The sequence below is a fragment of the Neorhizobium sp. NPDC001467 genome (assembly GCF_050275975.1).
Taxonomy (GTDB): domain Bacteria; phylum Pseudomonadota; class Alphaproteobacteria; order Rhizobiales; family Rhizobiaceae; genus Neorhizobium.
Genome location: NZ_JBNNPS010000011.1, coordinates 12,806 through 25,212, shown reverse-complemented (window position 1 = coordinate 25,212; position 12,407 = coordinate 12,806). Strand labels below are relative to the sequence as shown.

14 protein-coding genes are annotated in these 12,407 nt (G+C 60.1%); 7 read left to right on the top strand and 7 right to left on the bottom strand.

Features of this window, described 5'->3' with window-relative positions:
* Nucleotides 1–96: 96 nt before the first annotated feature.
* From ACQKKX_RS17900 to ACQKKX_RS17890, 3 genes are all read left to right on the top strand, one after another.
* Complete coding sequence (locus ACQKKX_RS17900) at nucleotides 97–306, top strand: cold-shock protein (protein ID WP_427572560.1); 210 nt, start codon at nucleotides 97–99, stop codon at nucleotides 304–306.
* A gap of 209 nt (nucleotides 307–515) precedes the next feature.
* Nucleotides 516–767 carry a 30S ribosomal protein S21 gene (gene rpsU / locus ACQKKX_RS17895; protein ID WP_427572695.1) on the top strand — a complete coding sequence of 84 codons (252 nt, stop codon included), beginning with the start codon at nucleotides 516–518 and terminating at the stop codon, nucleotides 765–767.
* Between the two features lie 425 nt (nucleotides 768–1,192).
* Nucleotides 1,193–1,861, top strand: coding sequence for a DUF922 domain-containing Zn-dependent protease (locus ACQKKX_RS17890; RefSeq protein WP_427572694.1), 669 nt, complete (start codon nucleotides 1,193–1,195; stop codon nucleotides 1,859–1,861).
* Nucleotides 1,862–1,865: 4 nt separating this feature from the next.
* Here the strand turns inward: ACQKKX_RS17890 and dusA are convergent, their stop codons facing one another.
* Complete coding sequence (gene dusA / locus ACQKKX_RS17885) at nucleotides 1,866–2,903, bottom strand: tRNA dihydrouridine(20/20a) synthase DusA (RefSeq protein WP_427572558.1); 1,038 nt, start codon at nucleotides 2,901–2,903, stop codon at nucleotides 1,866–1,868.
* Between the two features lie 159 nt (nucleotides 2,904–3,062).
* Here dusA and ACQKKX_RS17880 point away from each other — a divergent pair, with 159 nt between their 5' ends.
* From ACQKKX_RS17880 to ACQKKX_RS17870, 3 genes are all read left to right on the top strand, one after another.
* Entirely contained in the window at nucleotides 3,063–3,749 is a 687-nt protein-coding gene (locus ACQKKX_RS17880) for a fumarylacetoacetate hydrolase family protein (protein WP_427572557.1), read from the top strand.
* A 23-nt stretch (nucleotides 3,750–3,772) separates the two neighbouring features.
* The gene (locus ACQKKX_RS17875; protein ID WP_427572555.1) at nucleotides 3,773–4,300 is read left to right on the top strand and encodes a gamma carbonic anhydrase family protein; all 528 of its coding nucleotides are present in this window, start codon (nucleotides 3,773–3,775) and stop codon (nucleotides 4,298–4,300) included.
* A 147-nt stretch (nucleotides 4,301–4,447) separates the two neighbouring features.
* Nucleotides 4,448–5,680 carry a GGDEF domain-containing protein gene (locus ACQKKX_RS17870; RefSeq protein WP_427572554.1) on the top strand — a complete coding sequence of 411 codons (1,233 nt, stop codon included), beginning with the start codon at nucleotides 4,448–4,450 and terminating at the stop codon, nucleotides 5,678–5,680.
* Nucleotides 5,681–5,686: 6 nt separating this feature from the next.
* Here ACQKKX_RS17870 and ACQKKX_RS17865 read toward each other — a convergent pair whose 3' ends face one another.
* The 3 genes from ACQKKX_RS17865 to ACQKKX_RS17855 are packed head-to-tail and all read right to left on the bottom strand — an operon-like array spanning nucleotide 5,687 to nucleotide 7,867.
* Entirely contained in the window at nucleotides 5,687–6,100 is a 414-nt protein-coding gene (locus ACQKKX_RS17865) for a Fur family transcriptional regulator (protein ID WP_427572552.1), read from the bottom strand.
* A complete protein-coding gene (gene znuB / locus ACQKKX_RS17860) occupies nucleotides 6,097–6,924 on the bottom strand; it encodes a zinc ABC transporter permease subunit ZnuB (protein WP_427572550.1) in 828 nt (275 codons plus the stop codon). Before znuB ends, ACQKKX_RS17865 begins: the two co-directional genes overlap by 4 nt.
* Nucleotides 6,917–7,867 carry an ATP-binding cassette domain-containing protein gene (locus tag ACQKKX_RS17855; RefSeq protein WP_427572548.1) on the bottom strand — a complete coding sequence of 317 codons (951 nt, stop codon included), beginning with the start codon at nucleotides 7,865–7,867 and terminating at the stop codon, nucleotides 6,917–6,919. The genes znuB and ACQKKX_RS17855 overlap by 8 nt, the downstream gene beginning before the upstream one ends.
* A 178-nt stretch (nucleotides 7,868–8,045) precedes the next feature.
* Between ACQKKX_RS17855 and znuA the strand changes: the two genes are divergently transcribed.
* Nucleotides 8,046–9,074 carry a zinc ABC transporter substrate-binding protein ZnuA gene (gene znuA, locus ACQKKX_RS17850; RefSeq protein ID WP_427572546.1) on the top strand — a complete coding sequence of 343 codons (1,029 nt, stop codon included), beginning with the start codon at nucleotides 8,046–8,048 and terminating at the stop codon, nucleotides 9,072–9,074.
* A gap of 97 nt (nucleotides 9,075–9,171) precedes the next feature.
* Here znuA and ACQKKX_RS17845 read toward each other — a convergent pair whose 3' ends face one another.
* The 3 genes from ACQKKX_RS17845 to gndA form a co-directional block, all read right to left on the bottom strand.
* Complete coding sequence (locus ACQKKX_RS17845) at nucleotides 9,172–9,519, bottom strand: RcnB family protein (RefSeq protein WP_427572544.1); 348 nt, start codon at nucleotides 9,517–9,519, stop codon at nucleotides 9,172–9,174.
* 165 nt (nucleotides 9,520–9,684) lie between these two features.
* Nucleotides 9,685–10,719, bottom strand: a complete 1,035-nt coding sequence (gene mgrA / locus ACQKKX_RS17840; RefSeq protein WP_427572542.1) for an L-glyceraldehyde 3-phosphate reductase — start codon at nucleotides 10,717–10,719, stop codon at nucleotides 9,685–9,687.
* A 115-nt stretch (nucleotides 10,720–10,834) separates the two neighbouring features.
* Entirely contained in the window at nucleotides 10,835–12,271 is a 1,437-nt protein-coding gene (gene gndA, locus ACQKKX_RS17835; protein ID WP_427572540.1) for an NADP-dependent phosphogluconate dehydrogenase, read from the bottom strand.
* Nucleotides 12,272–12,407: the final 136 nt, after the last annotated feature.

Genomic DNA, 12,407 nt, shown 5'->3' with positions numbered 1-12,407 from the left:
CCGTAGCCTATCGCGGCACTACCGATCTCCTTCATCGTCGATCCAAACGCCGGTCAATTGCGACCGGTAACCCACAACGATTAGAGGAAGATCGTTATGAATACCGGCACTGTAAAATGGTTCAACAGCACCAAGGGTTACGGCTTCATCCAGCCGGATAACGGCGGCCAGGACGTTTTCGTCCACATCTCCGCCGTAGAGCGCGCCGGTCTGCGCGGCCTCAACGATGGCCAGAAGGTCACCTACGACATCGTTCAGGACAAGCGCTCGGGCAAGAGCTCGGCCGACAACCTGCAGGCCGCTTGACAAAATCCTGTCAAAGAGGCGGCTTGACCACGGAAGAACTGGCAAGTGCAGCACTTTGGCGCTACAAAGGTCGGGACCCGTCCCGGCCTTTCGTTTTTGTTGCCGGTTCCGCCCCGGGTTTCATCCCGTGAGCAGGTTTGCCACCAGTCGCATTTAAGCAGACACAAAAGAACGGCGGCGATCAGGTCCGCCATATAAAGGAGAATTTGTTGCAAGTACTCGTCAGGGACAACAACGTCGAACAGGCATTGCGCGTGCTGAAAAAGAAGCTGCAGCGCGAAGGCGTTTTCCGCGAAATGAAGGCTCGTCAGTCTTTCGAGAAGCCTTCGGAGAAGCGCGCACGTGAAAAGGCCGAGGCCATTCGGCGCTCCCGCAAGCTGGCCCGCAAGCAGGCACAGCGCGAAGGTCTGCTGCCGGCCCCGAAGAAGAAAGTGCCCGCGCGCGGCGGTGCTGCGCGCTGATAGATCGGCTGGCCGCGCGGCATACCTTGCCGCGGGCCGTCACATTGCGGTCTCGCGCGCCCTTCGCTTGTCTGCGGACCGGATCCGCGTTGATCGCATCCGATCGCCGACATGAGCGTCAAGATATCCGTTCCACCTGCCCCGTTCTTTCCAGCCTGAACTCTTTCAGGCGACAGTGATGTTTTGTGTATGATCTATGAGACATCCAAAGCAGTACGGCGACAAATAGCGCTTCCCGCATTTTGTCAGCGGCGGAAGACAGCGCAGATGCGCTTGCGCATGTCTGGCAATGACAACGAACGGATCGATAGCGCGCATCACTGAGCGGCTGGATCGTCCTGGCGCACGCAAACTATCCTCCCGTTGACACGACGCACCCTCCGGGCGACACACACAGCATGACGCACGCCGTTCGCTACGCCACCATGACTTTTGCCGCTCTCGTGACCCTTTGCGCCCCCGCCGGTGCGCAAGAGGTCCGTGACTGGAAGCCAACGGAACAGGTCAGGACCTACCCCGTCACCGGCAAGAGCGGCATCGCGCTCTATCAGTCGATCGGCGAACGTGGTCCGGCGGCCGGCGTCGGCCAAGCGATCGCGCACACGACGTTCAAGCTGCTTTGGACTCGCGATTATCGTCCGCAGCCGAACGGCGCCTGCATGCTGGCGGTGGCCCGTCCCAGCCTCACAATCATCTATACCATGCCCAAAGGCCCAGCCTCCCTGCCGGCCGATACCAAAACCCGCTGGACAAATTTTATCGAGGGCGTGGAAAAACACGAACGTGTTCACGGCCAGCATATCGTCGAGATGGTGGAAAAGATCCAGGCCTTTAGCCTCGGCCTGACGGCGGAAAACGATCCGAAATGTACCAAGGTGCGTGAGGTTCTTCAGACCAAGCTCAAGGAACTGTCGGACGAACAACGTCAGCGCGGCCGGGAGTTCGATGCGGTAGAACTGTCGCCCGGCGGTGCCGTGCACCAGCTCATTCTGGCGCTGGTCAATCCGCCAGGCGCGCCACCCATCGAAATGGTGCCGAAACCGACGCCGCTGCCGGGTATGCCATCGCTGCCCGGCGTCGCGCCGATGCGCTAAAACATTATTCGGCTGCGACAGCCTGCCGTTTCGGCCCGGCCTGCAGATCCACGGCGGCAAAAGCTTCGGCAATCACAGTCGTGTCCGCTCCTCGCTTAGTGGCCTCTGAAGACAGAATCTGGCGGAAACGCCGGGCGCCGGCATAACCCTGGAACAGACCCACCATATGCCGTGTTACATGGTTCAACCGGCCACCCGAAGCCATCACCGCATCGGCATAGGCCATCATCGTGTCACGCAGGGCCAGCCAGTTCACTTCCGGCGTATTGGTTCCGGAGGGACTCGAACCCCCAACCAAAAAATCCACCCCCGTCAGAAGGCCGGTATTGTGATAGGCGGCCCGCCCCAACATCACCCCGTCCATCACGGCCAGATGTTCGGCTGACTGTTCGAGGTCCAGAATCCCACCATTGATGCCGAGAAACACATCCGGGTTGTCCCGTTTCATGCGGTAGACGAGATCGTAATCGAGCGGCGGAATATCGCGATTTTCCTTCGGCGAAAGTCCCTGTAGCCAAGCTTTGCGCGCATGAATCCATATGGCATCGGCGCCCGCACCGATCATACGGGCCAGAAAGTCAGGCAGCACCATTTCCGGTAGCTGATCGTCCACGCCGATCCGGCATTTCACCGTTACCGGCACGGCGGCAACGGCCTTCATCGCGTCCACCAGCCTTGCCACCTGCCCTGCATCCCGCATCAGGCAGGCACCGAACGTGCCGGATTGAACGCGGTCGGAAGGACAACCGACATTGAGATTGATCTCGTCATAGCCGTAATCGGCAGCGATGCGGATCGCCTCCGCGAGCTTGACCGGATCGGACCCGCCCAACTGCAACGCGACAGGATGCTCCTGCGGACTGAACCCCAGCAGCCGGTCACGATGGCCGTGAATGATCGCATCCGCCACCACCATCTCGGTATAGAGAAGCGCGCGGCGCGACATCTGCCGATGCAGGAACCGGCAATGCCTGTCCGTCCAGTCGATCATCGGGGCAACGGCAAAGATTTTTTCGCCGCGTTTCAGCGAGTCAGCATACATGGCAGGTCCTTGAGGATATGCGGCCGCTCATACAGCAAAGACAAAACTTTGGCCAGTTCCACGGCCAGGACGAAAAGAGACTATGCTTGACCGGAAATATGCGAAACAAAGGCAGGGCCTCATCAGCGGCGAACATTTTTCACAGGAGGACTTCTCACCATGACCGCAACCGTCATCCCCATGCCAGCTCCCGTCCTCCTCGATGTCGATGGCACGACCGATAAGTTTCCGGTTCGCCGGGTCTATTGCGTCGGTCGCAACTATGCCGACCATGCCATCGAAATGGGCCATGATCCGTCCCGCGAGGCGCCGTTCTTTTTCCAGAAGAATGCGGACAACGCTTATAACGGTGCGACCTTTCCCTATCCGCCGCTATCCTCCAACGTGCATTTCGAAGTCGAACTGGTCATGGCGCTCAAGGCGGGCGGCAGCGACATCCGCGAAGAAGATGCCCTTGCCTGCGTTTATGGCTACGGCGTCGGGATCGACTTTACCCGCCGCGATCTTCAGGATCAGATGAAGAAGGCCGGTCGATCCTGGGAAGTCGCCAAGGCGTTCGAAAAGTCGGCGCCACTATCCCCGCTCGTCCCCGCAGACAGGGCCGGCCATCCGCAAGAGGGCGCGATATGGCTTGAAGTCAATGGCAGCCGCAAGCAGAATGGCGACATGAACCAGATGATCTGGAAACTGCCTGAAATCATCGTTGAATTGTCGAAGCAGTTCGAGCTCGCCGCCGGTGACATTATCATGACCGGCACACCGGCCGGCGTCGGTGCTGTCGTCAAGGGTGACAAGGTGGTCTGCGAAGCGGCCGGAATTGGTCGTCTGGAACTGACCGTCGTTTAACGCCCTCTTTGTGGAGAAGCCGCATGCCGCTTTACGCGCTCGGAGATTTCACCCCGGACACGCCCGCCGCCAATCGTTATTGGGTGGCGCCGGATGCGCATGTCATCGGCAAGGTTGCTCTGGGTGAAGATGTCGGCATCTGGTTCGGCGCGGTGCTGCGCGGCGATAACGAACTGATCTCGGTCGGCGCGCGCACCAATGTCCAGGAAGGCGCCATGCTCCATACCGACATGGGCTATCCTGCCACGATCGGCGAAGGCTGCACGATCGGCCACCACGCCATTATCCATGGCTGCACGATCGGCAACAATTCGCTGATCGGCATGGGCGCCACCATCCTCAATGGCGCCAGGATCGGCAACAATTGCCTTGTCGGCGCCAATGCGCTGGTCACCGAGGGGAAGGAGTTTCCCGATGGTTCGCTGATCGTTGGCTCACCCGCCCGCGCCGTCCGCGCCCTTGACGCGGATGCGATCGCGAAGCTGACGGTATCCGCCGACAATTACGTCAAAAACTGGCAGCGTTTTGCCGCCCAATTGCGACCGCTCTGACGATCAGGGAAACTGACGCTTCCCGAACTGGCCGGCGGGCGACCGTCAACACATCGTTCACACTGCCATGAAGGCTTTGCTTCACACCTGCTCTGTATATATCGTATTACGAATATACGGCCGATAGTGTGGCTGCCAGAGAACCCGATGAACGACATTCCCGATCCCGCACGAACCGCTGCTGCCGCGTTTCACGATCTCGTCGGACGCCATCTTGCGCGCTCGACCACACGTTTGCGTTTCGATGGGCCCGTCGAAGCTGTTTTCCAGAGCGATACCGCCAGCGAGCGCAATCGCCAGACAATCGTCGCGGGCCTGTTCGCGCTCGTATTCTTCAACGGCTTCCTCATCATCGATGCCATCACCCGCCCGGAAATTCTTGCCATGTCCATCGTTGTGAGGCTGGGCATCGTCACGCCGGTCTGCCTTGCCGCGCTTGCCTGGTTGCGCCGTACGCCGCCGCAATGGATCCGCGATGGCGTTCTCACCTGCTGCGCCGTTCTGATCGCGTTGGCATCGAATTATCTTCTATACATCGCCACTTCGCCGGAAGCGCATTACAGCGCCTTCAGCTTCGGCCTCATCGTCATCGGCGCCAATATCGTCCTTCATATTGGCTTCAACGCCGCCGTCGCGACGTCGATCGGCTGCTGCGTCGTGACCGCGCTCTTCCTCAATGCATCGCCGGACCTCAACTGGAGCGAACGCAATCTGCCCGTCTATTACATGGCAGCAATGGCAGTCATTACACTGGTCGCCAATTACAGGCTGGAGAAGAACCAGCGGCACGCCTATCTGCTGATGCTGCGCGAACGCCTGAACGGAGAAGAGATCCGAAGGGTGAACGAGCAGCTGAATGCCTATTCCTACACGGACGCGCTGACGGGCATCGCCAACCGTCGCCGTTTCGAACAGGTCTTGCAGTCGGCATGGGCGCAGGCCTGCGCGACGGATGAGACCCTGTCGCTGCTCGTCATCGATGTCGACCATTTCAAGCGGTATAACGACAGTTTCGGGCACCCCGCCGGCGATGCCTGCCTGCGGCAGGTGGCGCGCGCCATCGAAAGTCAGAGCCACAGCGAAAGTGACCTTTCCGCGCGCCTCGGCGGTGAGGAATTCGCCATGCTTCTGCGTCAGGCGGACATGGCGCAAGCGGAAACCACGGCCGCAGATATCCATCAAGCCATCGGCCAGCTTGCCATTGCGCATGGACGCTCCGACGGCAACGGCCATGTCACCGTCAGCATCGGCCTCGCTTCGGCGGCGCCGGCCCGAGACGGATCCACGGCGGGAACGCTGATCGAGGCAGCCGACCGGGCGTTGTACGAAGCCAAACGCCGCGGCCGCAACCGCACCTTCATCGCCGATCGCGCCGCCTGATGGGTTTCAGTGCATGCAGGCGTCACAAAGTCCGCGGATCTCTATCGTCGTCTTGGCCGGCTTGAACTTGCGCTCTTTCGCCCAGCCCGACAGCCGCTCGTCGATCGCATGATCGTGGAACTCGCTCACCTGTCCACAGCTTTCGCATATTGCAAAGGCGACGGTGCCATGGCCATGAGTGTGACCGCAGCAATTCGCATTGGTATGGGCGCAGGCCACGAACGAGTTGAGGCTTTCCAGACGGTGCGCAACACCCATTTCGATCAACTTGTCGAGCGCCCGGTAGACCTGTAGCGGTGCGCGAAAACCGCTGTCGCGCAACCTGTCGAGAATAGTATAAGCGCTGAGCGGCGCGTCCGAGCGCGTCAGCACGTCCAGCACGAGCGACTGGTTCTTGGTGAGGTTCAGCGTGCTTGTCATGAACGACCTCCGGAAATGGTGCCCTGCCCGGCATGGGCCCTTTGCCCGAACGGCAGAAGGCTGAACACAAAAAGGATCAAGGCCGCGACGACGATCGACGGGCCGGACGGCGTATCATAGGTCAGCGACCCGAACAGGCCGCCAACCACGGCGACCACACCGATCAGCGACGAGAGGATCGCCATGCCTTCGGGTGCCAACGAAAATCGCCGGGCGGTGGCGGCCGGAATGATCAACAGCGCCGTGATGAGCATGATGCCGACGATTTTCATGGCGATGGCGATGACCAGCGCCATCAGGAGCATGAACAGCAGCCGCGCCCGCTCCGGCTTCAAACCCTCGGCCTCGGCGATATCGGCACTGACGGTCGACGCGATCAGCGGCCGCCACAGCGCCACAAGTGCTGCCACCACGAACAGGCCGCCACCCCAGATCAGCGCGATATCGGCCGGCGTCACTGCCAGAATGTCGCCGAACAGAAAGGCGATCAGATCGATCCGCACCCAGGTCATGAAGGCGACCATGACGAGGCCGATGGCAAGGGTAGAATGCGACAGGATACCGAGCAGCGCGTCGGCGGAAAGAGCCTGCCGCTTCTGCAACAACAAAAGCAGCAGCGAGACGGCAACCGCCACGCAAAAGACGCTGACCAGAAGGTTGACGTCCAGCATCAGCGACAGCGCCACACCCAAAAGCGCGGAATGTGCGATCGTATCGCCGAAATAGGCCATCCGCCGCCATACGACGAAGCAGCCGAGCGGCCCGGTGGTCAGCGCCAGCCCGGTACCGGCAAGAAGGGCGCGCAGAAAAAAATCGTCAAGCACGGCGATGTCCCTTCTCACCGGCATGGGCGTGAACAGCCCTGCCAGCAACATCGTTTTCATGACCATGCCCTTCATGTCCATGGTCGTGAGGGCTGTGTGCCCCATCGTCCCTGTGCGCGTGGACCGCGTGATGGTGACCGTCGTGCGGGTGACAATGGTCCGTCACCGAACCGTCCTTGTGCTGCACACGACCATCGGGCAGATGCATGTGGTCGTGATGGTGGCTATAGACAGCAAGGCCGCCACCGACAGTGCCGAACAGGCGGCGATAATCGTCGCTGCGGCTGACGGCTTCCGGCGTGCCACGGCAGCAGACATGACCATTGAGGCAAATCACCGTATCGGTATCGGCCATTACCATATGCAGATCGTGCGAAATCAACAGGATACCGCAGCCGGTTCGGTTGCGAATGGTGCGGATCAGTTCATAGAGCGCGCTTTCCCCGGCAAAGTCTACACCCTGAACCGGCTCGTCAAGCACGAGAAGATCGGGATTGCGGGCAATGGCGCGGGCCAGCAGGGCGCGCTGGAACTCGCCACCGGAAAGATGGCGTACCTCGGCATCGACGAGATGCGGAATGCCGACTTCAGTCAGCGCCGCCATCAGGGCCGTATCCGTAAGCTTGCCCGTCAACCGCATGAGACGGCGGACGGAAAGCGGCATGGTCCAGTCGACGGCAAGCTTTTGCGGCACGTACCCAATGGTGAGGCCGCTCTTGCGGGTGACACGACCTTCATCCGCCCGCAACACGCCGATCGCCATCTTGGCGCTTGTGGATTTGCCGGCCCCGTTCGGGCCGATCAGTGTCACGATCTCGCCGCGGTTGATAGAAAGGTCGACGCCGCGCACCAGCCAGCGGCCGCTCCGGCGGATGCCCGCGCCGGCAAGCACAACCAATTCGTCCCCTGGCCGGCGCTCAGCAAACCCGGTCTGCATCAGCATGAAATACTTTCCTATCCAGTGTTGCCACCAGCTATGCCACACGTTATAGCATAACACAACGAACGTAATAACATTACATCGTTCTCAGTGATGTCTTTTGCAAGATCCTTTCCCGGGTCCCAAGCAGGGGAAACATTGAAACGCGCAGCCCCTCGTTTGAACGGGCAAGGAGAGACTTATGAAAGCAGTTATCACTCCCATCTTCGCCACGCTTGCGGCTTCCGCAGCGGCCCTGATGGCGGGCACTGCCTGCGCCGAGACTCCGGAAGTTGTCGTTTCGATCAAGCCGATCCATTCGCTGGTGGCTTCGATCATGAAAGGTGTCGGCGAGCCGAAACTGATCGTCGAAGGTGCTGCCTCGCCGCATACCTATACGATGAAACCGTCGAATGCGCGAGCCATCCAAAACGCCGATCTGGTTTTCTGGATGGGCCCCAACCTTGAGGCGTTTCTGGACAAGCCGCTGGATGCGCTTGCCGGTTCCAAGACCGTCATTGCCCTTTCCGATGCGCCGGACCTCGAAAAACTGCCATTCCGCGAAGGCGGGCCGTTCGAAGCGCATGACCACGGTCATGAAGGCCACGCGCATGACGATGAACATGCCGAAGCTCATGGCAATGCGCATGAGGGGGAAAAGCACGACGAGCACGGCAAGGCCGAACATGGCCACGCCCACGAGCATGGCGGCTTCGATGCTCATGTCTGGCTTGATCCCATGAACGCCAAGGTGATCGGTCGCGAGATCGCCAAGCAGCTGGTCGATGCCGATCCGGAACATGCCAAGCAGTATGAAGACAATGCCGCCAACTTGATGCGGAAGATAGACGAACTGGATACGACGATCAGAACGACGGTTGCGCCTGTGAAGGACAGGCCGTTCATCGTTTTCCATGATGCCTATCAGTATTTCGAAAAGCGCTATGACGTGAAGGTGGCCGGCTCGATCACTGTCAGCCCCGAAAGCATGCCGGGCGCAGACCGCATCAGCCAGATCCACAAGAAGGTGACGGATCTTGGCGCGACCTGCGTCTTCGCCGAACCGCAATTCACGCCGAAACTGGTCAATGTCGTTCTGGAAGGCACGCCAGCGAAGGCCGGCACGCTCGATCCGGAAGCAGCCACCCTCAAGGAAGGCCCGGACCTTTATTTCCAGTTGATGCGCGGCATCGCGGAATCAATGAAGACCTGCCTGTCCGGCGGGGGCTGATAGCGCATAAAAATACCGCCTCCTCGCGCATGGTGGAGACGGTTAGACCGGCAGGGAAAGAAGGCAATCCCTGCCGGTCGCTTTTTTTAGAAAATGATTACCGGCCGGCAATGATCGACGAAATCTGGCCCGAGGTAATGCCGATCAGCAGGAATTCGTTCTTGTCGGCACGAACCCAGCGATAACCACGCGGCGGAGCCGACAGGCGATAACGGCGGTAGTCACGCACTTCTGCCATATGGCGACGCTCGGCCGGGCTCAGACGATGGCCGCGGCTCCAGCGCTTTTTGACGACAGTACGCTCCTTGATCACCTTTTTGGTCACGACACGACGATCGTCGCGGCGGTCATCGTGGTGCGACGGCGCGGCGTTGGCGACCGACGAAAATGCGGCCGGGCTGAAAATGAAAGTGGCGGACAGGAGAACGGCTGCAAGCTTTTTCATGACGGTGTTTCCTCGTTGTCGATGAGGAGACCCTATGCCTCGAAGGATGAACCGAAAATGAACTCGAGATTACATTTTCGTAAGCATCGATAAGGGTTTGCAGCTACAGGCTAATGTGGAACATTGGAAGCTGGCCGACCCTTTAGACAGGGCCGGCCGCTTTTGTTAGGCTGGAAGTTCCGCTGATTTCGCCCAGAGATTGATGTCGGCCTCGCGGGCGTAGGTGTCGATCTCGACCAGTTCCTCGGGCGTAAAGTCCGGTTTGTCGAGCGCCTTGACGCAATCCACCACCTGTTCCGGACGGCTGGCACCGATCAGCGCCGTGGTCACCCGACCGCCGCGCAAGACCCACGCCAGCGCCATCTGCGCCAGCGTCTGGCCACGGCGCTCGGCAATGGCGTTGAGCGCATGCAGGTTGGCGACGTTCTTCTCGTTGAGAAAGGCCGGGCGCAGCGACTTGCCCTGCGCCGCGCGGCTGTCGTCCGGGATGCCGTCAAGATATTTCGACGTCAGCATGCCCTGCGCCAGCGGCGAGAACACGATCGAGCCGATACCAAGATCATCCAGCGTGTCGAGAAGCCCGTCCTCCTCGATCCAGCGGTTGATCATCGAGTAGCTCGGCTGGTGGATCAAAACCGGTGTACCCATCTGCTTGAGGATCTCGGCCGCCTCTCGCGTGCGCCTGGAATTGTAGGAGGAGATACCGACGTAAAGCGCTCTGCCCGAGCGGACGATATGATCGAGCGCACCGCAGGTCTCTTCCAATGGCGTATCCGGGTCGAACCGGTGCGAATAGAAGATATCGACATAGTCCAGTCCCATCCGCTTCAGGCTTTGGTCGCAAGACGAGATCAGATATTTGCGGCTACCCCATTCGCCATAGGGGCCCGGCCACATGTTGTAGCCGGCCTTGGAGGAGATAATGAGTTCGTCGCGGTAACCGGCAAAATCCTCGCGCAGGATCTGTCCGAATGCGGTCTCGGCACTGCCGGGCAGCGGGCCGTAATTGTTGGCAAGATCGAAATGGGTGATGCCAAGATCGAAAGCCTGACGGCAGATCGCAACCTTGCGCTCGCGCGGCGTATCATCGCCGAAATTGTGCCAGAGACCCAGCGAGATGGCCGGCAGCTTCAGGCCGGACCGTCCGCAGCGGTTATACTTCATCGTGTCATAGCGATTGTCAGCCGGTTTCCAGGCCATGTCGAATTCCTCCCATATGTTTCAGCTAATAGCCATGACCGGCGCCCCCATATCTTAGCGGCCGGTAAACGCAGAAAGGCCCGCCAAAAGACGGGCCTTTCGGAATGTCAGAAGATCAGGCGAAATCCGCCAGACCGCTGCCCCATGGGCCGTGGTGCTTGTCGACGCCATCGACGCGATCGAAGCCGTGCGCGCCAAAGAAGTCCCGCTGCGCCTGGATCAGGTTGGCGGTGCCGCGGCCACGACGATAGGCGTCGAAATAGGCGAGCGCCGAAGACAGGGCCGGTACCGACAGGCCGGACATGACCGCGGTCGAGACGACGCGGCGCAGCGATGCGTCGGTGTCGTTGACGAGCTTGGCGAAGGCAGGCGTGACGATCAGGTTGGCGACATCCGGGTCCTTGGTGAAGGCCGAAGTGATCTCGTCGAGGAACTGCGAACGGATGATGCAGCCGGCGCGCCAGATCTTGGCGATGGTCGGCATCGGCAGGTTCCAGTTGTATTCCCGGGATGCGCCCGCCATGACGGCAAAACCTTGCGCATAGGCAGCGACCTTGGCGGCAAGAAGTGCGTTTTCGAGATCGTCGAGGAAGCTGACGCCGTCGGTTGCAGGCATCGCCACCGTCTGCGGCAGTCCGAGGATCTTCTCGGCTGCTTCGCGTTCCGATTTCTGCGACGACAGAATGCGGCCGGCAACAGCGGCTTCGATGGCAGTGGCCGCAACGCCCATGTTTTGGGCTTCGATCACCGACCACTTGCCGGTGCCCTTCTGGCCGGCCTGGTCGACGATCACGTCCACCATCGGCTTGCCCGAAATCGGGTCGTTTGCGGCCAGCACCTTCTCGGTGATTTCGATCAGGTAGGAATTCAGCCGACCTTCGTTCCACTTGCCGAAGACCTGGCCAATTTCCGGGGCGGAAAGCTTCAGGCCATCGCGCAGGATGCCGTAGATCTCGGCGATCATCTGCATGTCGGCATATTCGATGCCGTTATGGATGGTCTTGACGAAATGGCCGGCGCCGTTTTCGCCGAGCCAGGCAACGCAGGCCTCGTCGTTGAACCTGGCGGAGATCGAGGTCAGGACCTTCTCGACCCGCGTCCAGCTTTCTTCCGTGCCGCCGACCATGATCGAGGGACCATGACGGGCCCCCTCTTCGCCGCCGGAGACGCCCATGCCGATAAAGGTCAGGCCGCTATCCTTGAGATTGTCGAAACGACGCATCGTATCGCGGAAATTCGCGTTGCCGGCGTCGATCATGATGTCGCCATTGGCCAGATGCGGCTTGAGCAGTTCCATCTGCTGATCGACCGGCTCCCCGGCCTTGATCATGATGATGATGGGACGTGGCGGGCGGATGGCGGCAACAAATTCTTCAAGTGTTTCGCAGGGAACGATGTTCTTCTGAAGCTCGCCTGCTTCGGCGTAAAATTTCTTGGTGACGTCCGGAGTGCGGTTGAAAACTGCGATACGGTTGCCTTTTTCGGCAATGTTGAGCGAGAGATTTGCGCCCATGACGCCAAGACCGATAAGACCGATTTCTGCCTGTTCCACGACAAAGCCTCCATTTACAAATCGATAGGTGTTTTGGCACTCAAACGACGCCGCGGCAAGGCCGGCCCGCTCTGAAACGATTAAATTTAAGTGACAGATCCGGCCGCAAAACCGGCGGGCAAACCGTTGCCCTCGG

Excerpts from the sequence above, each read along its gene's own strand:
- ACQKKX_RS17875 (WP_427572555.1), top strand. The coding sequence starts at position 3,773 with ATGCCGCTTTACGCGCTCGGAGATTTCACCCCGGACACGCCCGCCGCC.
- ACQKKX_RS17890 (WP_427572694.1), top strand. The coding sequence starts at position 1,193 with ATGACTTTTGCCGCTCTCGTGACCCTTTGCGCCCCCGCCGGTGCGCAA.
- ACQKKX_RS17880 (WP_427572557.1), top strand. The coding sequence starts at position 3,063 with ATGACCGCAACCGTCATCCCCATGCCAGCTCCCGTCCTCCTCGATGTC.
- ACQKKX_RS17870 (WP_427572554.1), top strand. The coding sequence starts at position 4,448 with ATGAACGACATTCCCGATCCCGCACGAACCGCTGCTGCCGCGTTTCAC.
- ACQKKX_RS17900 (WP_427572560.1), top strand. The coding sequence starts at position 97 with ATGAATACCGGCACTGTAAAATGGTTCAACAGCACCAAGGGTTACGGC.
- mgrA (WP_427572542.1), bottom strand. The coding sequence starts at position 10,719 with ATGGCCTGGAAACCGGCTGACAATCGCTATGACACGATGAAGTATAAC.
- ACQKKX_RS17865 (WP_427572552.1), bottom strand. The coding sequence starts at position 6,100 with ATGACAAGCACGCTGAACCTCACCAAGAACCAGTCGCTCGTGCTGGAC.
- ACQKKX_RS17845 (WP_427572544.1), bottom strand. The coding sequence starts at position 9,519 with ATGAAAAAGCTTGCAGCCGTTCTCCTGTCCGCCACTTTCATTTTCAGC.
- znuA (WP_427572546.1), top strand. The coding sequence starts at position 8,046 with ATGAAAGCAGTTATCACTCCCATCTTCGCCACGCTTGCGGCTTCCGCA.
- dusA (WP_427572558.1), bottom strand. The coding sequence starts at position 2,903 with ATGTATGCTGACTCGCTGAAACGCGGCGAAAAAATCTTTGCCGTTGCC.
- ACQKKX_RS17855 (WP_427572548.1), bottom strand. The coding sequence starts at position 7,867 with ATGCTGATGCAGACCGGGTTTGCTGAGCGCCGGCCAGGGGACGAATTG.